This is a genomic window from Lysobacter firmicutimachus (genome assembly GCF_037027445.1).
GTDB classification, from domain to species: Bacteria; Pseudomonadota; Gammaproteobacteria; order Xanthomonadales; family Xanthomonadaceae; genus Lysobacter; species Lysobacter firmicutimachus.
In genome coordinates this window covers 379636-403751 of sequence record NZ_JBANDL010000002.1, presented here as the reverse complement: position 1 = coordinate 403751, position 24116 = coordinate 379636, and the positions used below count along the sequence as shown (strand labels likewise).

General features: G+C 71.0%; 21 protein-coding genes. 13 read left to right on the top strand and 8 right to left on the bottom strand.

The genetic code is table 11. From position 1 onward, the window contains the following. Positions 1-75: 75 nt before the first annotated feature. The 3 genes from rsmB to def all read right to left on the bottom strand — a co-directional run bounded on the left by rsmB (position 76) and on the right by def (position 3662). Entirely contained in the window at positions 76-1389 is a 1314-nt protein-coding gene (rsmB, locus tag V2J18_RS01840; RefSeq protein WP_336133034.1) for a 16S rRNA (cytosine(967)-C(5))-methyltransferase RsmB, read from the bottom strand. Between the two features lie 643 nt (positions 1390-2032). After that, complete coding sequence (gene fmt, locus V2J18_RS01835; RefSeq protein WP_336130743.1) at positions 2033-2956, bottom strand: methionyl-tRNA formyltransferase; 924 nt, start codon at positions 2954-2956, stop codon at positions 2033-2035. A gap of 193 nt (positions 2957-3149) precedes the next feature. After that, entirely contained in the window at positions 3150-3662 is a 513-nt protein-coding gene (gene def, locus V2J18_RS01830) for a peptide deformylase (RefSeq protein ID WP_064749149.1), read from the bottom strand. A 157-nt stretch (positions 3663-3819) separates the two neighbouring features. On the opposite strand from def, the gene V2J18_RS01825 reads away from it, so the two are divergent. The 12 genes from V2J18_RS01825 to V2J18_RS01770 all read left to right on the top strand — a co-directional run bounded on the left by V2J18_RS01825 (position 3820) and on the right by V2J18_RS01770 (position 17967). Further along, entirely contained in the window at positions 3820-4971 is a 1152-nt protein-coding gene (locus V2J18_RS01825) for a LysM peptidoglycan-binding domain-containing protein (protein WP_064749159.1), read from the top strand. A 94-nt stretch (positions 4972-5065) separates the two neighbouring features. After that, entirely contained in the window at positions 5066-6232 is a 1167-nt protein-coding gene (dprA, locus tag V2J18_RS01820; protein ID WP_336130742.1) for a DNA-processing protein DprA, read from the top strand. A gap of 91 nt (positions 6233-6323) precedes the next feature. Beyond that, the gene (locus tag V2J18_RS01815; protein ID WP_064749151.1) at positions 6324-6812 is read left to right on the top strand and encodes a DUF494 family protein; all 489 of its coding nucleotides are present in this window, start codon (positions 6324-6326) and stop codon (positions 6810-6812) included. Positions 6813-7049: 237 nt separating this feature from the next. After that, complete coding sequence (locus V2J18_RS01810; RefSeq protein ID WP_064749152.1) at positions 7050-7844, top strand: pilin; 795 nt, start codon at positions 7050-7052, stop codon at positions 7842-7844. Positions 7845-7887: 43 nt separating this feature from the next. Next, positions 7888-8850, top strand: a complete 963-nt coding sequence (locus V2J18_RS01805; protein WP_064749153.1) for an RDD family protein — start codon at positions 7888-7890, stop codon at positions 8848-8850. 240 nt (positions 8851-9090) lie between these two features. After that, complete coding sequence (locus V2J18_RS01800) at positions 9091-11586, top strand: DNA topoisomerase I (protein ID WP_336130740.1); 2496 nt, start codon at positions 9091-9093, stop codon at positions 11584-11586. A gap of 554 nt (positions 11587-12140) precedes the next feature. Continuing rightward, complete coding sequence (locus tag V2J18_RS01795) at positions 12141-13145, top strand: lytic polysaccharide monooxygenase (protein WP_079248278.1); 1005 nt, start codon at positions 12141-12143, stop codon at positions 13143-13145. A gap of 79 nt (positions 13146-13224) precedes the next feature. Continuing rightward, entirely contained in the window at positions 13225-13791 is a 567-nt protein-coding gene (gene tsaC / locus V2J18_RS01790; RefSeq protein WP_064749156.1) for an L-threonylcarbamoyladenylate synthase type 1 TsaC, read from the top strand. 80 nt (positions 13792-13871) lie between these two features. Further along, positions 13872-14567: a DUF4124 domain-containing protein gene (locus tag V2J18_RS01785; RefSeq protein WP_064749157.1), complete on the top strand. Its 696-nt coding sequence runs from the start codon at positions 13872-13874 to the stop codon at positions 14565-14567. After that, positions 14567-15229 (top strand): DUF4124 domain-containing protein, encoded by a 663-nt coding sequence (locus V2J18_RS01780; protein ID WP_336130738.1) that lies wholly within the window; start codon positions 14567-14569, stop codon positions 15227-15229. Before V2J18_RS01785 ends, V2J18_RS01780 begins: the two co-directional genes overlap by 1 nt. 386 nt (positions 15230-15615) lie before the next feature. Then, positions 15616-16974 carry a Dot/Icm T4SS effector Zinc-dependent metalloprotease LegP gene (legP, locus tag V2J18_RS01775; RefSeq protein WP_079248023.1) on the top strand — a complete coding sequence of 453 codons (1359 nt, stop codon included), beginning with the start codon at positions 15616-15618 and terminating at the stop codon, positions 16972-16974. Positions 16975-16995: 21 nt separating this feature from the next. Next, on the top strand, positions 16996-17967 hold the full coding sequence (locus V2J18_RS01770; protein ID WP_064746490.1) for an ATP-grasp domain-containing protein: 972 nt from the start codon (positions 16996-16998) through the stop codon (positions 17965-17967). On the opposite strand, the gene V2J18_RS01765 is transcribed toward V2J18_RS01770, so the two are convergent. The 3 genes from V2J18_RS01765 to V2J18_RS01755 all read right to left on the bottom strand — a co-directional run bounded on the left by V2J18_RS01765 (position 17951) and on the right by V2J18_RS01755 (position 20079). After that, positions 17951-18283, bottom strand: a complete 333-nt coding sequence (locus V2J18_RS01765; protein WP_095179423.1) for a YbaY family lipoprotein — start codon at positions 18281-18283, stop codon at positions 17951-17953. The two genes, V2J18_RS01770 and V2J18_RS01765, sit on opposite strands and share 17 nt — an antisense overlap. Positions 18284-18372: 89 nt before the next feature. Then, complete coding sequence (locus V2J18_RS01760; RefSeq protein ID WP_336130735.1) at positions 18373-19275, bottom strand: hypothetical protein; 903 nt, start codon at positions 19273-19275, stop codon at positions 18373-18375. A 27-nt stretch (positions 19276-19302) separates the two neighbouring features. Beyond that, positions 19303-20079 (bottom strand): SDR family oxidoreductase, encoded by a 777-nt coding sequence (locus V2J18_RS01755; protein ID WP_336130733.1) that lies wholly within the window; start codon positions 20077-20079, stop codon positions 19303-19305. A gap of 113 nt (positions 20080-20192) precedes the next feature. On the opposite strand from V2J18_RS01755, the gene V2J18_RS01750 reads away from it, so the two are divergent. Beyond that, a complete protein-coding gene (locus V2J18_RS01750) occupies positions 20193-20393 on the top strand; it encodes a hypothetical protein (protein ID WP_336130732.1) in 201 nt (66 codons plus the stop codon). Between the two features lie 97 nt (positions 20394-20490). On the opposite strand, the gene sppA is transcribed toward V2J18_RS01750, so the two are convergent. Beyond that, positions 20491-22377, bottom strand: coding sequence for a signal peptide peptidase SppA (sppA, locus tag V2J18_RS01745; RefSeq protein WP_336130730.1), 1887 nt, complete (start codon positions 22375-22377; stop codon positions 20491-20493). A 211-nt stretch (positions 22378-22588) separates the two neighbouring features. Beyond that, a complete protein-coding gene (locus V2J18_RS01740) occupies positions 22589-24010 on the bottom strand; it encodes an MATE family efflux transporter (RefSeq protein ID WP_336130728.1) in 1422 nt (473 codons plus the stop codon). Positions 24011-24116: the final 106 nt, after the last annotated feature.

The window sequence follows — 24116 nt, the reverse complement described above, 5'->3', positions numbered from 1 at the left end:
CAGCCGGCGTCGACCGGGCGGCATTATCCAGTCCCCGGCTGAGGAATTCGTTACCGGAACGTCGGAATCGTGTCGTCAGCCGGGCGGCGCGCGGCGCAGGCGGGCGTAGAAGAAGCCGTCGCCGCCGTCCTCGCCGGGCAAGCGCTGGCGGCCGACCTCGCGATCGTGGCCGTAGCGCGCGTCCAGCGGCTCGACCCGCGCATCGGCGGTGCGCTCGAGGAACGCTCGCACCTGATGCTCGTTCTCGTCCTGCAGGATCGAGCAGGTCGCGTACAGCAGGGTGCCGCCGGGCGCCAGCGTGGTCCACAGCGCATCCAGCAGGCGCGCCTGCAGCCCGACCAACGCGGCCAGATCGGTTTCGCGCCGATGCAGGACCACATCGGGCTGGCGGCGCACAATGCCGGTGGCCGAGCACGGCGCGTCCAGCACGATCGCGTCGAAGGCCCGGCCGTCCCACCAGGCCGCCGGCTCGGCGGCATCGGCGGCGCGCAGCACGGCGCGCTCGGACAGGCCGAGTCGGCGCAAAGTGTCCTCGACCCGGCGCAGCCGCGCGGCGTCGATGTCGAGCGCGGTCAAGCGCAGTTGCGGGTCGCGTTCGAGCAGGTGCGCGCTCTTGCCGCCGGGCGCGGCGCAGGCGTCGAGCACGCGCGCGCCGGGCGCGGGCGCCAACGCGTCGGCGACCTGCTGCGCCGACAGGTCCTGGACCGAAACCAGGCCCTCGTCGAAACCGGGCAACGCGGCGACCGGCATCGCCTGCTCCAGGCGCAGCGCCGCGCCGGGGCCGGCCAGGGCCTCGATGCCGGCCTCGGCGAGCCGGGCGCGATATGCCTGCACAGGTTCGCGCAAGGCATTGACCCGCAGCCACATCGGCGGCGGCAAGGCGCTGGCGGCGAGGATCGCGGCGTAGTGTTCCGGCCAGTCTCGGCGCAGGCGTCCGCGCAGCCAGCTGGGCCAATGCGAGTGGGTCGGGTCCAGCGCCGGCAGGCCGTCGCGCTGGGCGCGGCGCAACAGCGCGTTGACCAGCCCGGCCTGATGCGGATGGCCGAGCGCGCGCGCGGCCTCGACCGTCGACGCCACGGCGGCGTGCTCGGGCAGGCGCAGCGGATCGAGCTGGGCCAGGCCGACATAGAGCAGCGCACGCAGTTCGCCGTCGCGCGCCGATGGCGGCCGCGGCATCCAGGCCTCGAGGGTGCGCTCGTAACGCAAGGGCTGGCGCAGCACGGCGAAGCAGATCGCCTCGACCAGGGCGCGGTCGCGCGGGTCGCGCAGCGCCGGCAGGCTCGCCGCCAGCTCGGCCTTGAGCGAGCGGCCGCGGTGCAGCACCGCATCGAGCACGCGCGCGGCGATCGCGCGGGTCTGCGCGCCGCTGCCGCCGGCGGTGGTCAGCAACTCGGCCGCGGCGGTCTTGGCCTGGGCCGGCCTGTGCCCGCTCGGCCGCGCGCCGGCGGATTGGGAACCAGCCGACTTGGAACCGGCCAACTTGGAACCGGCCGATTTGGAGCCCACTGATTTGAAGCCCGCCGATTTGGAGCCGGCCGACTTGAAGGCCCCCGACGTGAAGCCGGCGGTGGGGGAACCGGAGGCCGCGTCGCGGTCGCGGCGCGGACCGGCAGCAGGCCGGCCAGGGCCGGAGCGCGGCGCGAAAGTTCGCGCGCCCTCGCGCTGCGCCGCACCCTCGCGCGCCGGTGCGCTGCGCGGCCGTTCTGCGCGGTCGCCCGCAGCGCCCGCGCCGGGGCCGCGACCGTAGGCGGCACGCCCTTCGCCGCCGCGCCGGTCACCGCCGCGCGGTGCGGCCGTGCGGCCGGCGCCGCCCGGTCGTGCCGGCCGGGTGCGCTCGCTGTCGCGCGGCGGGCCGCCGGATTCGACGCCGGCGCGGCGCGCCTTGGCGCCCGCATACGGGTCGGGCGACGGCAACGGCTTCAGTGCCGGCTTGGCGGCCGGCTTCGGCGCCGCGGCCGGTTCGTCGGCGAGCGAAGGACGACGGCCGGGCGGGCGGCGCGGCGGCTTTTCCGGGTCGTGATCGCGGCTCATCTCAGCTCACCGCCAGCAGGTCGCGGCGACCGTTGAGATAGTCGGCGGCGGTGATCGCCTTACCGCCGTCGCGCTGCAGCACACGGATGCGCAGAACCCCCTCGCCACAGGCGATGTCGATGCCGTCGCGCCCGGCGCGCAGCACCGTGCCGGGCGCCGCGCCGTGGGCCTGCGCCAGCGCCGTCGCGCCGTGCACGCGCACGCGCTCGCCGGCGATCAGCGCATCGGCCATCGGCCAGGGATTGAACGCGCGCACCTTGTTCGCCAGCGCGGTCGCCGGCTGATTCCAGTCCAGCCGCGCCTCGGCCTTGTCGAGCTTGTGCGCATAAGTCACGCCCTGCTCCGGCTGCACCCAGGGCCGCGGGAACAGTTCCGCGCGCGCCAGGCCGAGGCCGTCGCCGAGCACTTCCGCGCCGAGCTCGGCCAAGCGGTCGTGCAACTGCCCGCCGGTTTCGTTGTCGCCGATCGCGAGCTTGGCCGACAGCAACACCGGGCCGGTGTCCAAGCCTTTTTCCATCTGCATCAGGCACACGCCGGTCTCGCGGTCGCCGGCTTCGATCGCGCGCTGGATCGGCGCCGCGCCGCGCCAGCGCGGCAGCAGGGACGCATGCACGTTCCAGCAGCCGTAAGTCGGAATGTCGAGCACCGATTGCGGCAGGATCAGGCCGTAGGCGACCACGATCATCAAGTCGGGCTTGAGCGCAGCCAACGCCTCGCGCGACACCTTGGACTTGAAGTTTTCCGGCTGCAGCACCGGGAACCCGCGCAGCAGCGCCTCGCGCTTGACCGGCGAAATCGCCAGCTCGCGCCCGCGCCCGGCCGGCCGGTCCGGCTGCGTGTACACGCCGACGATCTCGCCCTTCTGCGCCGCAGCGCGCAGGCAGGGAACGGCGAATTCGGGGGTACCGGCGAAGATTAGGCGCATTTTGGGCTGGGATTGGGGGTTGGAGATTCGGGATGGGGACGGCGTAGAGCGGAACGACTGCGGCGACGCGGGAGCGTCGGTGCGTGCGGATCAGAAAAACCTGGCGCAGAAAAACGAAGAAGGGACCCGGAGCCTTCGGCCGCACGCACTCGCGCGCACCGAGTCCCGAATCCCCACTCCCGAATCCCGGCTGTTACGCCGACAACCGCTTCTGCTTGGCCAGCTTCTTGCGCACCATCTCGCGCTTGAGCGGGGACAGGTAGTCGACGAACAGCTTGCCGTCGAGGTGATCCATTTCGTGCTGGATGCAGACCGCGAGCAGGCCGTCGGTGCTCAGCTCGAACGGCTGGCCGTCGCGGCCGATCGCCTGCACGGTGATCTCGTTGGCGCGGGTCACGTCGGCGAAGATGCCGGGCACGGACAGGCAGCCTTCCTGGTAGACCTGCTCGCCGGACTTGGCGACGATCTGCGGGTTGACGAACACCAACGGCCGGCTCTTATCCTCGGACACGTCGATCACCATGAAGCGCTGATGCACGTCGACCTGGCTCGCCGCCAGACCGATGCCCGGGCACTCGTACATGGTCTCGAACATGTTATCGAGCAACTGCTGGAACTCGGGCTCGGTGACGCGCGCGGGCTCGACCGGGACGGCCTTGGTGCGCAGGCGCGGGTCGGGGAATTCGAGGATAGGAAGGAGGGCCATGGCGTCGAAAAATGGGGGCGTGGGTCACATACGCAAGCTTTGGTTGCATTGTACCCCCGTTATAGGCTGCAAAGGCCTGCTAACGTTCGCAGCTTCTGGGCTATAGTCCGGGTGCCCGCCAGGGGCACCCTGAAGGGGAATCAGGTAGATGGCCGCCATGTTTAAACCGATCCGTGCGGTTTTCGCCGCCGCGTTGCTGACTGTTGCCACGTACGCCATTGCGGCGGAATTGCGTGGCGACCACCCCGACACCTACGTGGTCAAGCGGGGCGACACCCTGTGGGACATCTCGGCGCGCTTCCTGAAGCGCCCGTGGCTGTGGCCGGAAATCTGGCAGGCCAACCCGCAGATCAAGAACCCGCACCTGATCTACCCGGGCGACGTGATTTCCCTGGCGTATCTGGACCGGGTCGCCGCCCAGGTCAAGCCGGGCCCGCGCCAGGAGGCCCCGATCAGCGGCATCCCGCTGTCGGAGATCGAGCCGTTCCTGAAGAACCTGCGCGTGGTCGACCAGTTCGAGCAGCTGCCCTACGTGGTCGGCCTCGAGGAAGACCGCCTGCGCGTCAGCGAAGGCCAGGTCGCCTACATCAAGAACCTGCCCGAGCAGAGCCCCGGCACCCGCTACGCCGTGGTCCGCCCGACCCAGCGCTACACCCGCCTGGACCGCGTGGCCTGCTGCGACATCATGCGCGCCGCCGACCTCGACTTCCGCGGCAAGCGCACGGTCGACTTCGAATCCATCTGGACCGACGTGGTGGTGCCGGACAAGGGCCGCGAACTGCTCGGCTATGAGCTGGTCCAGGTCGCCACCGGCACCCTCAGCCGCGGCGCCGTCGGCGGCATGCAGGCCAGCACCCTGGTGGTCGACAGCACCCACCGCGAGATCCGCGTCGGCGACCGCCTGATCCCGGTCGAAGCGCAGCCGTACGACCTGCAGTTCTTCCCGCACCCGCCCAAGGCCCAGTTCGACTACGGCCGGGCCCAGGTCCTGGCGGTGGCCGACCTGGTCAAGCACGGCGGCCCGCGCGACGTGATCGCGCTGTCGGTCGGCGCCCGCGACGGCATCGACAATGGCACCGTGTTCTCGACCTGGCGCGTCGGCAGCAGCGCCCCGGACCGGGTCAAGATCGGCCCGGACCGCGCCGAGGACCTGTTCGGCAAGCACTCGCGCGTGCGCCTGCCGGACGAGTTCGCCGGCCACGCGATGGTGTTCCGCACCTTCGACAAGGTCAGCTACGCCCTGATCATGGACGGCGTGCGCCCGACCAAGGTCGGCTACGAGCTCAAGCACCCCGACTCGCCGTACTGAGTACGGATGCCCCGCGCACGGCGCGGGGTTTTCCGACAGCACCACGCGACGGCGCCTGCGGGCGCCGTCGTCGTTTGCGGGCTAGGCTGCCGCCATGCCCATCGCTTCCCCCGACGACCTGCAGGCGCTGCTGCGCCTGATCGATGCCGCCGGCGCCGCTGCGCCCCGGCGTGCCCTGCTGGAAACCCATCCCGAGCCCGCTGCCGCGCTCGCCGCCGGCCCGCCGGCCTGGCACGCGGCCGGGCTGTCGCCGGCGCAGATCGAGCGCCTGCGCTCGCCGCCGTCCGCCGCGCTGGACCGCGCCTTCGACTGGCTGCAGGCGCCCACCCATCATCTGCTCGGCTGGCACGACCCGGACTACCCGGCTCTGCTGCGGCGCGCGCCCCATCCGCCCCTGGCCCTGTTCGTCGCCGGCGAGCCCGGCCTGCTCTGGCACCCGGCCGTGGCCGTGGTCGGCAGCCGCTCGCCGACGCCGGGCGGGCGCGACAATGCCGCCGACTTCGCCCGCGCCCTGGCCCGCTCCGGACTGGCGGTCAGCAGCGGCCTGGCCGCCGGCATCGACACCGCCGCCCACTGCGCCGCGCTGGACGCCGGCGGCCTGACCGTGGCGGTGCTCGGCACCGGCCCGGACCTGGCCTACCCACGCAGCAACGCCGACCTCCACGCGCGCATCGCCGCCGCCGGCGCGGTGGTCAGCGAACACTTGCCCGGCACCCAGGCGCGGCCGGAGCACTTCCCCAGCCGCAACCGGATCCTCGCCGGGCTCAGCCTGGCGACCCTGGTGATCGAGGCCGCCGAGCGGTCCGGCGCCCTGATCACCGCACGCCTGGCGGCCGAATCCGGGCGCGAGGTGTTCGCGGTGCCGGGCTCGATCCACAACCCGCTGGCGCGCGGCTGCCACCGCCTGATCCGCGAGGGCGCAGGGCTGGTCGAAAGCGCGGCCGAAGTCGCCGCCGCCCTGGCCCCGCTGGCGGCCGAGCTGGCCGCCGACTTGCGCCGGCGCCTGGCCGCCCCCATACCTGGCAGCCATGCCGGCGTCACAGACGCCGGGCAGGATCCCGGCGGGGCCGCCGCGGACTCGGAATTCGCCGACCCCGACTACCAGCGCTTGTGGCAGGCCCTCGGCCACGACCCTACCGGTATGGATCTGCTGGTCCAGCGCACCGGATTGACGGCCGCGGAACTGTCCTCCATGCTGCTGGTCATGGAGCTTGAAGGTCGCGTGTCGGCCCAGCATGGCCGTTACTTCCGCAACCGCTGAATCCGTATCGGTGAACTTGCCGGCGGGTCATACGGTCAATCAGCAACTCCTGTGAGACCCACCGCGCCGCATGCGGCGCAGGCCGAGGGAAATGAAAGAGAGCATCCTGGACGTCCTGCTGTACCTGTTCGAGCATTATTTCACCGACGATGCGGACCTGGTCCGCGACCGCGATTCGCTCCGCAGCGGCCCCCTGTTCGACGAACTGGGCCAGGCCGGTTTCAGCCCCGCCGAGATCAACAAAGCCATCGAATGGCTGGATGCGCTGGCCCAGCAGCGGCCGAGCGTCAGCCAGCCGCGCGCGGGCGGCCCGACCCGGGTCTACTTCGGCCCCGAACTCGACAAGCTCGATGTCGAGTGCCGCGGCTTCCTGCTGTTCCTAGAGCAGCACGGCATCCTCGATGCCGCCCAGCGCGAGCTGGTGCTCGACCGCGCCATGGCCCTGGACCAGGACGAACTCGACCTGGACGACCTCAAGTGGGTGGTGCTGATGGTGCTGTTCAACCAGCCCGGTTCCGAGGCGGCCTACGCCTGGATGGAAACCCAGATGTTCGAGGACGAGCCCGAGCCGGTGCACTGAGCGCCGGCCCTCGCGGGCCCCTGCGTCCGGCGCGTCCCGCCTGAGCGACGCGCCGTCGTGCTAGTTTCTTGCGTCCGTCGCGCGCCGGGGAGGCGCCGGCACCACCGTCCGCGTTTCGGCCCAGCCCCGCTCTGCGGCGCCGGGCTGGCCGCGCCGGGGCTACGTCATCAAGGACCGTCGTCCGCGCGCATCCGCACCGAAAGCGGCCGGCAACGGCGGCCACAGCAGGGGGAAGGCATGAGCAACTGGTACTACCACGACCCGGCCCAGGGCCGCGTCGGTCCGATCGACATCGAGGCCGTGCGCGGGCATTACCGCGCCGGCCGGATCCGCCGCGACACGCTGCTGTGGCGCGAAGGCCTGCGCGAATGGCAGCCGCTGGAACGGCTGTCCGGCGAACTGGGCCTGGACGAGGACCTGCTCTCGGCGGACCCGCCGCCGCTGCCGCCGGCCGCGCCGCCGGAGCTGCCGGCCGAGCTGCAACCGATGGCCGGCGACGCCACGGCCGGTCACGCTTACCGTGCCCAGGCTCACCAGGGCCCGAGTCCCGGTCCGGGCCCGTCCGCGGCGCGCCCGGCCGCGCCGCCGCCGCGCCGCGGCCTGTCCGGCTGCGTGATCGTGCTGATCGTGCTCGCCGCCCTGGCGGTGCCGGTGATCGGCATCCTCGCCGCGATCGCCATCCCGGCCTATCAGGACTACACCCTGCGGGCCAAGATCAGCGAAGCTCTGGCCGCTTCCAGCGCACTCAAGATCCAAGTCGCCGAGTACGTCGCCACCCACGACGCCTGCCCCGACAACGACAGCGAAGGCTTCAAGCCGGCCGAGGCCTACGCCGGACCGCGCGTGGCCAAGATCGAATTCGGCGAATTCGAGGACAGCGACCGTTGCGGCATCCAGCTCGAACTGCGCGGCATCGGCAACGACCAGGTCGACGGCAAGAAGCTCTGGCAGGAATACGACCGCAGCGCCGGCAGTTGGACCTGCAGTTCGGACATCGCCGATCGCCTGCTGCCGGCCCAGTGCCGCGGCTGATCCCCCACCCCGCTTCATCGCAACGCACCCAGAGATCCGCGCAATGACCCAGTGGTACTACAGCGACGCCGACCGCAACCGACATGGGCCGCTGGAAGCGGACACCATGATCGATCTGCACCGGCGCGGCGAACTGGGCGCGGAAACCCTGGTCTGGCGCGACGGCCTGACCCAGTGGCGGCCGTGGCGCGAGCTGGCCGGCGAACTGATCGCCTCGCCAGGCTTCGCCGCGGCGGCCGCGCCGGCGCCGGCGACCGCCGATCCGGTCGCGGCGGCAGTGTCCGCGCGCCTGGACGCGGCCGAGCACGCCGCCCAGGCCTCGCCCCAGGCCGCGCCCGCCGCGGCCGACCGCGACTCGCCCTACGCCGCGCCGCGCGCCGGCGTCGACGAGATCGCCGAGGTCGTGCACGGCCACGAAGTGGTCCATGTCGGCTTCTGGAAGCGCATGGCCGCCTACCTGATCGACTCGATGCTGATCGGCATCGCCTACTACGCGGTCAGCATGTTCATGACCGTGTTCGTGCTGGCGATCGGCATGGCGTCGGCGTCGTGGATGTCCAAGCCCGAGGTGGCGATGGCGCTGATGATCGGCGGGGTCTACCTGCTCATGGGCGCGCTCAGCCTGGCCTACTACGTCGGCTTCGAGTCTTCCTCGATGCAGGCCACCCTGGGCAAGCGCGCGGTGGGGATCAAGACCGTCGATCTCGACGGGCGCCGCCTGACCCGCGGCCGGGCCTTCGGCCGCTGGCTGGCCAGTTGGCTGTCCTACGCGACCTTGGGCGTGGGGTATCTGATGATCGCCTTCACCGACCGCAAGCGCGGCCTGCACGACCTGGTCGCCAAGACCCAGGTGGTCGACCGCTGGGCCTACACCGCCCAGCCCGACTTGCAGCGGCGCGACCTGGGGCCGGTGGCGATCGTGGTCCTGGTGCTGGGCGGGCTGATGTGGCTGCTCACCATCGGCCTCGTCGCCGCGCTGGCGCTGCTGCCGACGCTGACGCGCTGAGGAGGGACTGATACCTGAACGGGGCCTGCGCCGTCACACCGCCTTGAGCCGTTTCAGTGCCAAGGTATTGGCGGTTCCGGCAGGTCAGGCTTGACAGCCCCAGCCGCCGCATGATTCCACTAGAAAAAGGAAACCTGAACGCCCGCGGCCGGCAGCTGCGGGCGTCGCCTTCTTAACCCCTTGTCTGTCAAGGCAATCGCTGTCGTGCAGCGGCCGCCCCCGCGGTCCTGCGGAGTACCCATGGCCAAGAACCTCCTCATCGTCGAGTCGCCCGCCAAGGCCAAGACGATCAACAAGTACCTCGGCAAGGACTTCACCGTCCTGGCCTCCTACGGCCATGTCCGCGACCTGGTGCCCAAGGAGGGTGCGGTCGATCCGAACAATCACTTCGCGATGGACTACGCGGTCATCGAGAAGAACGAGAAGCACGTCGACGCGATCGCGAAGGCGGCCAAGAGCGCCGACAACCTCTATCTGGCGACCGACCCGGACCGCGAAGGCGAAGCGATCAGCTGGCACATCGCCGAGATCCTGCGCGAGCGCGGCCTGCTCGAAAACAAGCCGCTGCGCCGGGTGGTGTTCACCGAAATCACCCCGCGCGCGATCAAGGAAGCGATGAACCAGCCGCGCGACATCGCCGCGCCGCTGGTCGACGCCCAGCAGGCGCGCCGCGCGCTCGACTACCTGGTCGGCTTCAACCTCTCGCCGGTGCTGTGGCGCAAGGTCCAGCGCGGCCTGTCCGCCGGCCGCGTGCAGTCGCCGGCGCTGCGCATGATCGTCGAGCGCGAGGAAGAGATCGAAGCCTTCGTCGCCCGCGAGTACTGGACCGTCGAGGCCGAGTGCGCGCACCCGTCGCAGGCCTTCACCGCCAAGCTGACCAAGCTGGACGGCAAGAAGTTCGAGCAGTTCACCATCACCAACGGCGACGACGCCGAGGCCGCGCGCGCGCGCCTGGTCAAGGCCGCCGGCGGCGCGCTGCACGTCACCGACGTGGTCAGCAAGGAGCGCAAGCGCCGCCCGGCGCCGCCGTTCACCACCTCGACCCTGCAGCAGGAAGCCGCGCGCAAGCTCGGCTTCACCACCCGCAAGACCATGCAGGTGGCGCAGAAGCTGTACGAGGGCGTGGCGATCGGCGACGAGGGCACGGTCGGCCTGATCACCTACATGCGTACCGACTCGGTCAACCTGTCGCAGGACGCGCTGGGCGAGATCCGCGACGTGATCGCGCGCGACTACGGCACCCGCGCGCTGCCGGACAAGCCCAACGCCTACACCACCAAGTCCAAGAACGCCCAGGAAGCGCACGAAGCGGTGCGCCCGACCTCGGCGCTGCGCACTCCGGCGCAGGTCGCGCGCTTCCTCAGCGACGACGAGCGCAAGCTCTACGAGCTGGTGTGGAAGCGCGCGGTCGCCTCGCAGATGGTGCCGGCCACGCTCAACACCGTCTCGGTCGACCTGGCCGCGGGCAGCGAGCACAGCTTCCGCGCCTCCGGCACCACCGTGGTCGATCCGGGCTTCCTGGCCGTCTACGAGGAAGGCAAGGACGCCAAGGGCGCCGACGACGACGACGAAGGCCGCAAGCTGCCGGCGATGAAGACCGGCGACCGCGTGCCGGTGGACCGCATCCACGCCGACCAGCACTTCACCCAGCCGCCGCCGCGCTACACCGAAGCGGCGCTGGTCAAGGCGCTGGAGGAATACGGCATCGGCCGGCCCTCGACCTACGCCTCGATCATCCAGACCCTGCTGTTCCGCAAGTACGTCGACATGGAAGGCCGCAGCTTCCGCCCCAGCGACGTCGGCCGCGCGGTGTCCAAGTTCCTCAGCAGCCACTTCACCCGCTACGTCGACTACGACTTCACCGCCAAGATGGAGGACGAGCTCGACGCCGTCTCGCGCGGCGAGGAGGAGTGGGTACCGCTGATGGAGAAGTTCTGGGGCCCGTTCAAGGAACTGGTCGAGGAGAAGACCGAATCGGTCGACCGCTCCGAAGCCACCGGCGCGCGCGAGCTCGGCACCGATCCCAAGAGCGGCAAGCCGGTCAGCGTGCGCCTGGGCCGGTTCGGGCCGTACGCGCAGATCGGCGACAAGGACACCGACGAGAAGCTCGAGTTCGCCTCGCTGCGCCCCGGCCAGTCGATGCACACCATCACCCTGGAGGAGGCGCTGGAGCTGTTCAAGCTGCCGCGCAAGCTGGGCCTGAGCAACGACGAGGAAGTCAGCGTCGGCATCGGCCGCTTCGGTCCGTTCGCCAAGCGCGGCAGCACCTACGCCTCGCTGAAGAAGGAAGACGACCCCTACACCATCGACCTGGCGCGGGCGGTGTTCCTGATCGAAGAGAAGGAAGAGATCGCGCGCAACCGGATCATCAAGCAGTTCGACGGCAGCGACATCCAGGTGCTGAACGGCCGCTTCGGCCCGTACATCAGCGACGGCAAGCTCAACGGCCGCATCCCCAAGGATCGCGAGCCGGCCTCGCTGACCCTGGAGGAAGTGACCAAGCTGCTGGAAGAGACCGGCAAGCCGATGCGCGGCCGCTTCGGCAAGAAGACCGCGGCGAAGAAGGAACCGACCAAGAAGGCGGCGAAGAAGGTCGCCAAGACCGCAGCCGAGCCGGCGGCGAAGAAGGCGCCGGCGAAGAAAGCCGCGGCCAAGAAAGCGCCGGCCAAGAAGGCGGCGAAGAAGACCGCAAGCAAAGCCGCCAAGAAGACCGTAGCCAAGAAGACGGCCAAGTAAGCGGGCGGCGCGCAGCCGCTTCGGCTTCGCAACGAAAGAGCGGACTTCGGTCCGCTCTTTTCGCAAGGGCTCCCACGGTCGCCTGTGGCATGACACCCGGGCTCACCACGGCAGAACGCCGAAGTCTGCGGATGCCCGCCTGCGCGGGCCTGGCGACCGGGCCGTTGCGTCGCTCCCGCCCCACCGCCGCAACGGCCGTCGTCCCCGCGACGGCGACAGCCCCGGGCTGCGTCGCGGCACGGCACGGCACGGCACCGGAATCTTGGAACGCCAGCGACACCGCGTCGCACTCGCCCTCTGCGGCGTGACTGATTTCGCGGTTACGTACCGCCGCCGGCCACCGTGCGCCGGCGCATGCGCGCGCAGGCGACCGCCGACACAGATTCGGACTGCGCACGGCCCCTAGGATCGCCGCTTCGAGGCTGCGGCCCCGCGGCGACGCCGCGGCGGACCAAGACGGCCCGCGCCAGACGCGATCGCAATCGCGCACGAGTCATGCCACTGCGAAACCTGCCGGGGGGTGTCCTTCGCCTATCCCGTCGTCAGGAGCCGTCATGTCCGCTACGTCCTCGTCTCTTCGCCTGTCCCTACTCTCCACCGCGGCCGCGTTGTGCGCCGCCGGTCTGCCGTTGTCCGCGGCCTGGGCCCACGGCAGCTTCGTCAACCCGCAAAGCCGCATCTACAAGTGCTACCTCGGCAACAAGGAAAACCCCGCCGACCCGGCCTGCCGCGCCGCCTGGGAAGTCGCCGGTTCGCAGTTGTTCTACGACTGGAACGGCATCAACCAGGCCAACGCCAACAGCAACCACCAGGCGGTGGTGCCCGACGGCAAACTGTGCAGCGGCGGCAACCCGACCTTCCGCGGCCTCGACGTGGTCCGCAGCGACTGGCAGACCACCACCCTGCGTTCCGGCGCCAGCTACACCTTCAGTTTCTACGCCACCGCGCCGCACGCGACCAAGGACTGGACCTTCTACGTGACCCGGCAGGGCTGGAACCCGGCCTCGCCGTTGCGCTGGGCCGACCTGCAGCAGTTCTGCAAGAGCGCGCGCGTGCCGCTGTCCAGCGGCAACAACTACCACATCACCTGCACCCTGCCGGCGCGCAGCGGCCGCCATGTGATCTACAACATCTGGCAGCGCTCTGACTCGACCGAGGCCTTCTACACCTGCATGGACGTCAACTTCACCAACGCGCTGGCCGCGCAGGACGCGCGTTGGAAGGACGCCGGCAACCTCGCCGTGGCCAACGACTATCCGGTCGGCACCACGGTGACCCTGCGCGTGTTCAACGCCGACGGCAGCGATGCGGAGAAGATCGAGACCGTGCTGCGCGCCGGCGAAACCTCGGTCGCCGACTGGCCGCGCCGGCTCGGCGAAGAGGTCAACCGCCGCTCGCGCTACGCGCGCATCGGCGAACCGCTCGACGCAGGCCGTTTCCAGGCTCGTTCCGGCCTGGCCGGCAACCACGTCTGGCTGGACGGCAACCGTTCGCACGCCATTGACGTGCGCCTGCCGCTGTCGGCGCGTCCGGCCGGGCACGCCCACCACGGCCATTGACCGCGGCGCGGCGACGGCGGCTCGCGCCGTCGTCGCCGCGCGCATGCGACACTCGCGGCAGCCAGCATCCGGAGCCGCCATGACCGTCGCCGACCTCTCTGTTCCCGCCGCCGCCGCCGCGCTGCGCCGCGGCGGCGTGGTGATCTATCCGACCGAGGCGGTGTGGGGCATCGGCTGCGACCCGCACGACGAAGCCGCGGTGCGGCGTCTGCTGGCGATCAAGCAACGGTCGGCCGACAAGGGCGTGATCCTCATCGCCGCGGACTTGGCCCAACTCGCCGGCTGGGTCGATTGGGACGCCTTGCCGGCGACGCGGCGCGAGGCGGTACTGGCCAGCTGGCCGGGACCGAATACCTGGGCGGTGCCGGCGACCGCAGCGGTGCCGGCCTGGATCCGCGGCGCGCACGCCAGCGTCGCCGTGCGCGTGACCGCGCATGCGCAGGCGCGCGCCCTGTGCGAAGCCTGTGCGCAGCCCTTGGTATCCACCAGCGCCAACCTCAGCGGGCAGCCGCCGGCGTTCCGCCGCGGCGAACTCGATCCGGCGGTGATCGCGCTCAGCGACGGCGTCTGCGCCGGCGAAACCGGCGGGCTGGCCGCGCCGACCCCGATCCGGGTCGCGCTCACCGGCGAAGTGCTGCGCGCCTGAATCCGCAGAAGCGGCCAGCGCCGACGCGCCGGACTGCAGCGGCGCTTTCGTCCTGCGCGCGGCTGGCGCAAGATGCGCGCATGTTCTGCCGCCGCGCCCTGCTTCGCTCTCGCTCGCTCACCGCGCTCGCGCTGTGCTGCCTCGCGGCGTCGGCCGGCGCGGCCGAGGTGGTGATCTACCGCTGCACCGACGCGCAGGGCCGGTTGACCCTGCGCGACACGCCCTGCGCCGCCGGCCAGCGCCAGCAGACCCAGACCATGCTGCGCCCGGTCGACCCGCCGCCGCGCCCGACGCCGGCCACGGATGCGCCTGCCGCGCCGGCGCCCACGCCGGCCGCCGCCCCGCGGCCGCGGGTGGTGGTGGTGCAGCCGCCGCGCCCGATGTACGAATGCGTCACCCCCGACGGCGAGCGCTATACCAGCGACACCTCCGAGGGCAATCCGCGCTGGCTGCCGCTGTGGTCGCTGGGCTATCCGGCCTACCTGCCGCGCAACCCGCTCGGCGACCGGGTCGGCGCGCCGCCGCCGCGGCTGGGCGACCCCGACGCGCGCCTGCCGCGCGACGGCCGCGGCTACGGCGTGCTCTACGGCGGCAACACCCTGGTCCGCGACGAATGCCACGCGCTGCCGCAGCAGGAAGTCTGCGCGCGCCTGCGCGATCGCCGCTACCAGCTCGACCGGCGTTACAACAGCGCGTTGCAAAGCGAGCGCGCGCAGATCGTCGAACAACAGCGCGGCATCGACGCGCGCCTGAATACCGATTGCGGAGCGTACTGATGCGAGTGTGGTGGTCCCTGCCCGTCCTGTTGCTGGCCAGCGCCGGCGTTGCCGCGCAAGGCAAGGTCACGATCTACCGCTGCACCGATGCGCTCGGCCAGCTGACGGTGCAGAACGACACGCCCTGCCCCAAGGGCAGCCTGCAGGAGAAGCGGGTGATCGAGTCCGCGCCGAGTTCGTCGGCGCCGCCGACCTTCATCACCTCGCCGGTGGCGCCGATTCCGCAGGCCAACCCGTCGCCGCATCCGCCGGTGTCCTCGCAGCTGCCCTCGGTGACCAAGCCGCTGGCCAGGCCGGCCGCGCCCAAGCCGCCGGCACCGGCGATCGCCGACGCCGACCGGCTGCCGCCGCCGGTGCTGTTCGAATGCCGCACCTACGACAACGGCCGCTACCTCAGCGACGACGGCAATCCGCCGCAGCGCTGCGCGCCGCTGCAGACCACCGGCCTGGGCACCAATGCCAGCGGCGCCGGCGTGGCCTGCCAGATGGTGACCGACCAGTGCCAGCGCATTCCCGACCAGAGCCTGTGCGAGAACTGGAAACAACGCCTGCGCGAAGCCGAGTCGGCGCTGCGCTTCGGCCGCAGCGAAAGCCGCGACGCCTCGCAGGCCGAAGTCGCGCGCATCCAGCGCATCGTCACCGAAAGCACCTGCGGCCGCTGAGCCGTTCGCAGGCGGCGCCGCGACGCCGCCCGCGCCGTTCGTCGCCGCTAGCGTGACCGCTGTCCGACTGCGGCGAGCGCGCGCGTTGCTATAGCTGAAACCGCGGCGATCAGAGCGCGGTTCGGCCTCGTCGAAGGACACGACGCGCTGCGCCACGGTGGACTCAGCCCAGCGAAGGGACGGCATCCCGCACCGAACGGATCGGCGACTGCGCCGCGAGCCGGCGCACGCACGTTCCGCCCCCCCCCCGCATCCGCCGGACACCGGCGCGCGCACGCGCGGACGCCGGCGTGCGGCCCAACGCCGCCGCCCGCGGCGACGGCCGCGTGCGCGCTCGCGCACCGGCCGCGCGCGCCGAGCGCCGCGGCGACGCCAGGAGAGAGCCCATGGCCACCCGCAAAGGCAACGACGACGACAACACCCGCCCGCCCAAGCAAGGCGAATTCCGCGGCGGCGGCCCGGTCCGCACCGCGCTGATCCGCGGCGAGACCTTCCGCGCCAAGGCCGTGCAATACGTCGAAATCGACGGCATGGCGATGTTCGAAGGCGACATCGTCCTGGGCACGGTCGAGGAAGTCGAAGCCACGTCCGAGATGCTGCGCGCCGAGGCCGCCGGCGGCGTGGCGATGGCGGTGGCGATCAGCGGCTCGCAGTTCCGCTGGCCGGGCTGCAAGATCCCCTACACCATCGATCCGGCGCTGCCGAACCAAGCCCGCGTCACCGACGCCATCGCGCACTGGGAGGCCAACACGCGCTTCCGTTTCGTGCTGCGCACCAGCGAAGCCGACTACGTCACTTTCCGTCCCGGCAGCGGTTGCTCGGCCCAGGTCGGCCGGCGCGGCGGCCAGCAGTTCGTCAACCTTGCGCCCGGCTGCACCCTCGGCAACACCATCCACGAGATCGGCCACGTGGTCGGCCTGTGGCACGAGCAAAGCCGCGAGGACCGCGACTCGTTCGTGCGCATCGAATGGGCCAACATCACCTCCGGCTTCGAGCACAACTTCAACCAGCACATCAGCGACGGCGACGACATCGGCGGCTACGACTACGGCTCGATCATGCACTACCCGCGCAACGCGTTCTCGTCCAACGGCCTGGACACCATCGTGCCGATCGGCGCGGTGCCGCCGGGCACGGTGATCGGCCAGCGCAACGGCCTGTCGCCCGGCGACATCGCCGCGGTCAACTCGTTCTGCCCGCTGGTCACGATCAAGGAGACGCTCAAGGAGGCGCCGCTGGATACGCTGAAGGAAAAGACCAAGGAAGCGCCGCTGGACACGCTCAAGGAGAAGGTCAAGGAAGCGCCGCTGGATACGCTGAAGGAGAAGATCAAGGAAGCCCCGCTGGACACGCTCAAGGAACTGCGCAAGGACATCATCAGCGACACGGTCAAGGAGCAGATCGCCGATACGCGCAAGGAAGGCGTGTTCGACCCGGGCCCGACCCTGGCCGAGAACCTGACCACGCCCGGGCGCGGCGCGGTGATCAATCCGGCCCTGCCGGGCGGCGCGCGCGGCGCGGTGCCGTTCGCGATCGCCACCGGCGCGGGCGCGCTGCCGGCCGGCGACGGCGGCGCCGGCGAGCAGGAGATCGCCGACACCGTTGCCGCGCTCGACGCCCAGCTGCAGCAGCTGGCCGAAGAGCTGGCCCGCGCCGACGCCGCGCGCGCCGCGTTGCAGGCCCAGTACGACGAAACCGCGGCGCTGCTGGCGCAGATCGCCCAATCCGCCGGCGGCAACGGCTGAAACCCGCAAGGAGGACGTGCCGTGATCCTGGTGATATCGCACGACGAGGACATCCACGCCCGGCGCGTGGTCGAACACTTGCAGTCGATGGACCAGCCGGTGCTGTTGTTCGATCTGGCCGAGCTGCCCGATCGCGCCACGCTCTCGATCGAGTACGCCGCCGGCGCGCGTCCGCGCATCGACTACGCCCGCGCCGGCGGCGAACACTACGCCCTGGACCGGGTGCGCTCGGCATGGTGGCGCCGGCCGCAGGCGCCGAACCTGTCCCGCGTCACCGACGCCAACGCGCACCTGTTCACCGCCAACGAATGGAACGAGGCCCTGAACGGGCTGTGGCGCCTGCTCGGCGATGCGCGCTGGATGAACGACCCCGGCCGCGACGACGCAGCTTCGCGCAAGGCGGCGCAGTTGCGCATCGCCGCCGAACTCGGCCTGAAGGTCCCGCGCACCCTGATCAGCTCCGATCCGCAACGGGTTCGCGCCTTCGTCGAAGCGCGCGGCCCCGGCGCCACGGTGCACAAGACCTTCTCCTGCACCCACGCGGTCTGGCGCGAGACGCGCCGCTTCGACGACAGCGACCTGCCGCACCTGGATACGGTGCGGTTGGCGCCGGTGATCTTCCAGGAATTCGTGCCGGCCGACGCCGACATACGGGTCACCGCGGTCGACGGCCAGTTGTTCGCCGCCGAAATCAAGCTCGACCCGGGCAGCGCCGCAGCCGCGGCCGGCACGGTCGACTTCCGCCCCAACCTCGGCGACGCCGAGGTGCGCGAACACGCCCTGCCCGAGCCGGTGCGCGAGCGCCTGCGCGCGCTGATGCAGAAACTGGGCCTGGTCTACGGAGCGATCGACCTGCGCCGCACGCCGGACGGCGAGTATTACTTCTTCGAGGTCAACACCGCCGGCGAGTTCTTGTTCATCGAGCACCGCACCGGTCAGCCGATCGCGCGCGCGGTGGCCGATTGGCTGGCCGGGGTCAGCCGATCCGCTTGACCTGCAACGTCACCGCTGCATCGCCAGGACGCAGCGGATAGGCCTGCATGGTGACGTAATCGCCGCGGCCGAGACGGCCGTCGCCGTCGCTGTCGACGTGCACCCACCAGGTGGCGTCGCCGGCGTCGACCAGGTCGTCGGCGATCTCGACCTGCAGCGGCAGCGACTGAGCGTGCTCGGGCACGGTCTGCGCCCATTCGTCGAGCACCCGCGCCGGCGCATCCTCGAACGAGGTGTCGCGCAATTGCACGCTGACCGAACTGCCGGCAGGCAGTTCGGCGCCGTCGGCGGCGACGATGGTCAGGGCGAGGCGCATGGCCGCAGTATACGCCTGCGGTTCGCGCCGCGACCGCGTGTGGCGATGCCGCCGCCGAACGGTCGCGACCGCGCCGCGAACGCGCGGATTCAGCAACCGCCTCCGCCGTCCAGCGCTTGCCAGGACCCGCCCTCGCCGCCGGAACGCAGCAGCCGGTAGCCCCAGCTTTCGTATTGCTGGACCTCGAACAGGAAATCGGGCGCGCCGTCGCGATCGAGGTCGGCGAAGTCCAGCACCGTGTGGCGCGGTTCCATACCGTCGCAGTCGGCGCAGGACGCGGTCGATATCCAGGCCCGCCGGCGCCAGCCGCGATCGGCGGCCTCGCGCGCGAACAGCGCGACGACGCCGATGCGTTCGCGCTCGTCGCCCACATCCGCATCGAACTGCGCATCGAGCGTCAGCAGCGCCCAGCGGCGCTGCGGCGCGCGCGCATCGGCGATCAACCACAGTTCGCGCGCGCCAGCAGCCTCGCCATCGCGCCGCCATCGCATCACCGCCTCGCGCAGGCGCTGCGGCCGCTCGCCCCGGCCCGGCATCGCCATCGCGACCAGTTCGGCCAGCAGTTCCTCGCGCTCGGCGGCCGTCGCCGGACGGCTCTGCAGACGCCGTTCCGGATTGAGATCGAAATCGGCCAACCAGGCACCGCGTTCGCCGAGCGCCGGCGCCGCGTCGCCGGCCGCGAACGCCAGCCGGTCCGGCTCGCTGCAACCCAGGTCCGGCACGGCGATGCGGCGCAGCGGCCGCACTCGGCCATGCGCCTGTCCATCGGCATAGACCCGGAACTCGCGGCCCAGCCAGGGCGCCGCACGCGGGTCGGCACCGGCGTCGCCGAGCACCTGCACGAACGGATATTCGCCCGCCTGCGCGTGGTCGGCCCCGATCCACAACGCCGTGCGCGACGCGGGCGCGAGCAACGCCGCCTCGGCGCCGTCGCCCGCGTGGGCGAGGGGCGCACCGGTCAGCGCCAATAACGTCCATGCGATCGATCGCACTCCGCCTCCTTGCGCGCGACGCGCGGCTCAGAAACCGTAGCGTTGGAAGCCGCCGTCGACGGCGATGCATTCGCCGGTGATGTAGCCCGAGGCCGGCAGGCACAGGAAGGCCACCGCCGCGGCCACCTCTTCCGGCTCGCCGATCCGGCCCAGCGGCGTGCGCAGCAGCACCTCGTCCAGATAGTCGGGATCGGCCAGCTTGTCCGAGGTGCGGCGGGTGCGGATGTACCAGGGCGCGACCGCGTTGACCCGGATTCCGTCCTCGGCCCATTCCACTGCCAGATTGCGCGTCATCTGGTGCATCGCCGCCTTGCTCATGCCGTAGGGCGAGCCGGTGCGCACGTGCAGATTGCCGGACACGCTGCCGACGTTGACGATGCTCGAGGCCGCGTGCCGAGTCAGCAGCGCATGCGCGTAGCGCGAGAGTTCGAAGGCCGAGAACAGGTTGATCTCGAAGATCTGCCGCCACTCGTCCTCGGTGTAGTCGTTGGTCGGCTTGCTGAGGTTGCCGCCGGCGTTGTTGACCAGGATGTGCAGGCCCTCGCCGAAGTCCTCGACCCAGTCCAGCAGCTCGCGCCGCTGCTCGTCGTCGGCGACGTCGGCCACGAAGGCGTGGATGTCGCGTTCGGGGAAATCCTCGACCAATTCGGCGCGCGCCGACTCCAAGGCGGTGGCGTCGCGCGCGGCCAGCAGCACATCGGCGCCGAAGCCCAGCAGTTCGCGCGCGATCGCCCGGCCGATGCCGGCGCTGCCGCCGGTCACCAGGGCCAGTTGTCCGTCCAGGCGCCAACGTTTCGGGTCCATAGCCTTCTCCAGATCTGCCGCGGAATCGACGCGCCGGCGCGGCGCGACCGGCGTAGCATAACGGCCAGCCGACCGAGGATGCCGCAATGACACGCTGCCGGACTTTGCCTCTCGTGATCGCCGTCGCCGCGCTGGGCGCGCTCGCGGGCTGCACCAAGCCGCAACCGCCGGACAAGGAACGCCCGGTCGAGCCGCAGGCGACTCAGCTGCGCGACGCGATCCAGCAACCGATCGACCAGGCCAAGAGCAGCGAGGACGCGGTCGACCAGGGCGCGCAGCGCCAGCGCGACGCGATCGAGGCCGCCGGCGGCTGAGGCCGGCGCCCCATAACGCAAACGGGCCGCCGCAGCGACCCGTCGTGAGAGGCCGCGGCGACCGAAGCCCGGCCGCCGCGACCGCCGCTGCGCGCGCTTACAGCTCGCAGAAGCAATACGCCAGCGACTTCACCGGCACGCCGCGGGTCGGCACCGCCGCGCTCTGCAGGAAGCGCAGGTCCGCCGCCGCCTGCGGCATCGCCTTGACCAGCAGGCCGCGGGCGAAGTCCGACTGGCCCAGCATGGCGCTGCCGGCACGGCTCTGGGCGAAGTTGGCGAAGAAGCGCTCGAACGGGGTCGGCATCTTCTCCACATAACGCACCCGATATTCGCCGGTCTTGCCGAGCTTGGCCCGCTTGGCGACGTCGTCGATCGCATCGGACAGACCGCCCAGCGCGTCGACCAGGCCGCGCTCCTTGGCCTGCGCGCCGCTCCAGACCCGGCCGCGCGCGACCGCGTCGATCTCGGTCACCGGACGCTTTCTCGCATCGGCGACGCGGCCGGTGAAATCGGCATAGCCCTTGTTGATCACGCTCTGGATCACGCTGCCGACTTCCGGCGCCAGCGGCCGGGTGATGTCGAACGCACCGGCCAGGCGGGTGGTGCCGACGCCGTCGGTGTGCACGCCGATCTTCTCCAGCGCGCGCGGCACGGTCGGGATCATGCCGAAGATGCCGATCGAACCGGTGATGGTCGAGGGATCGGCGTAGATGCGGTCGGCGTTCATCGAGATCCAGTAGCCGCCGGACGCCGCCAGATCGCCCATCGACACCACCACCGGCTTGCCGGCGGCCTTCAGCGCGACCACTTCACGGCGGATCTGCTCGGAGGCGAACACTTCGCCGCCGGGCGAGTCCACCCGCAGCACCAACGCTTTCACGTGCTCGTCCTCGCGCGCTTCTCGCAGCAGGGCTGCGGTCGAGACGCCGCCGATCGTGCCCGGCGGCTGCTCGCCGCCGGTGATCTCGCCCTCGGCCACCACCACGGCGACCTGCGGACGCTGGTCGGCCGGGTTGATCACGCGGTCCAGGCTGGCCACGTAAGCGTCGAGGGAAATCTGCCGGAAGCCGCCCTCGGCGTCGTCGTCGGCGACGCCGCGCTTGGCCAACAGTTCGTCGACTTCGGCGCGGGTCTTGAGGCCGTCGACCAGCTTCTGCTGCAACGCGTACTTGCCCAGGTCGCCCTGGACCGCGTCCAGGCGCTGCGGCAATTCGTCGATGCTGGCCGCGAGCTGGGCCGGGTCGAGCTTGCGCGCCTTGGCGACGTCGCCGAGGTAACGCGACCACAGGTCGTTCATCCAGAACAGGTCGGCGGTCTTGGACTCTTCCGAGGCCGCGTCGAGGATGTAGGGCTCGGCCGCGGACTTGAACTCGCCGACCCGGAACAGGTGCACGTCGACGCCGAGCTTGTCCTGCAGGCCTTCGCGGTAGTACTGGCGATAGCGGCCGAGGCCTTCCAGCAGCATGCCGCCCATCGGGTCCAGGTACAGCTGGTTGGCCTGCGCCGCGACCAGATACTGCTTCTGGTCCATGGCTTCGGAGAAGGCGATCACTTCCTTCTTGCTCTCGCGCAGGCGCGCCACCGCCGCGGCGACTTCGCGCAGCGAAGCCAGGCCCGAGGCCTGCAGCTTGTCCAGGCGCAGCACCACGCGCTCGATGCGCTTGTCGTCCTTGGCCGCGTCCAGCGCGCGCAGCAGATCGCGCAGCTGCACTTCCTCGTTGCGGTCGCCGAAGGCCTTGCCGAGCGCGCGCGAGGCCGGGTCGGAGCTGTACTGCTCGACCAGGCTGGCCTCCGGCGCGATCACCAGGGTGGTGCGTTCCAGCAGCGGCTCCGGCCGCCCGCCGAACATGACCGCCAGGGCGAAAAACAACAGCACGCCGAAAAACACCAGGTTGAAAAACAACCGGCGGGTGAAATTCATCGCATCCCAGGCGCCGACGAGCAGCCGGGCCAAAGGCCCGCGGGACGGGGCGGTATCGTTCATTTGCACGAGCTCCATGAATACGTGCCCAGACTAACCGGGCCGAGGCCGGGTTTCACCCGCCATTCGTAAGGGTGGGGATTGGGGATTGGGGATTGGGGATTCGGGATTGGTTAAGAGCGCAGGCCGTGGCGAATCCCGGCCTCAAACTAATCCCGAATCCCAAATCTCGAATCCCCGCTTTTAAACCAATCCCGAATCCCCAATCCCGGCTTCACGTGCACCCCGTCTCATGCGGGTCCAGCTCGTGGGGGTGCTCGGCGGCGATGCGGCGGGTCAGGGCGTCGGGAGCGCTGGAGCGCAGCAGGCGCAGGCCGAGCAGGACGGCAGCCACGGTCAGGCCGGCGATCAGGCCGATCCACATGCCCTTCGGGCCCCAGCCCAGGCCCAGGCCGAGCCCGGCGCCGACCGGCATGCCCACGCCCCAGTAGGCCAGGGCCGCCAGGATCATCGGCATGCGGGTGTCCTTGAGCCCGCGCAGGGCGCCGGCGGACAGCACCTGGATCCCGTCCGGAAACTGGAACATCGCCGCGTAGAACAGCAGCGAGGCGGCCAGGGCGGCGACCGCGGCGTCGCGGGTGTAGAAACTCACCAGCACGTCGTTGGCGCTGAGCAAGACGATGCCGGACATGAGCTGGGTGCCGATCACGATCGCATAGCCGGCCCAGATCGCCCGCCGCACTCCGCCGACATCGCCGCGGCCCAGCGCATGGCCGACCCGCACCGTGGTCGCCTCGGCCAGCGCCATCGGCACCATGAAGCACAACGCCGACAGATTGATCGCGATCTGGTGCGCCGAGGCCTGGACCTCGCCGAGGCGGCCGATCAGCAAGGCGGTGACGATGAACAAGCTGCCTTCCATCAGCACGGTCACGCCGATCGGCAGGCCGGTGGCGAGCAGGCCGCGGATGGTCGGCCAATGCGGCCGGTCGAAGCGCGCGAACAGGCCCAGGTCGGCGAAACGGCGCGCCCGCCGCAGGACCAGGAAGAAACCGATCGCCTGCGTCCACAGCATCGCCGCCGAGGCGATGCCGAGCCCGCCGGCGCCCAACTCGGGCAGGCCGAACTTGCCGAAGGTCAGCACGTAGCCCAGCGGCAGCAGCACCAGCAAGCCGCCGGCGCTGAGCAGCATGGTCGGCAAGGTCCAGTGCAGGCCCTCGCTGAGGTAGCGCATGCAGAAGAACAGGGTCAGCGCCGGCACGCCCCAGCGGATGCCGTGCAGGAAGGCCTGCGCGCCGGGAATGATTTCCGGCGCGATGCCCATCGCGCCGAGCGCGTAGGGAATCGCGGTCAGGAACGCGAACAGGAACACGCTCAGCAGCGCCGCCAGCCACATCGCCTGGCGGAACAGCGCGCCGATCTCGCCGCGGCGGCCGGCGCCTTCCAATTGCGAGACCGACGGCGGCACCGACAGCAGGGTGCCGATCGGCACCATCATCGGCAGCCACCACAGCGCGGTGCCGATGGTGACCGACGCCAGGGTGGTGGTGCCGTGGTGGCCGGCCAGGGTGTTGTCGACGAAGCCGATCAGGCCGGTCGAGACATGGCCGGCGACCAGCGGCGCGGCCAGTACCACGGTGGTGCGGATCTCGCCGGGCAGGCCGGAGCGCGAGACGGAGGGGGATGACGCGGACATCGGGGAACCCAACAGCACGACTGCGGCCGCGCATCCGGTCTAGGGCGCTGGCGCCGGGTCGCGGCGGAGGGCTATCTTACCCGCTCGAAAGTGAAGGCCGGGGAGC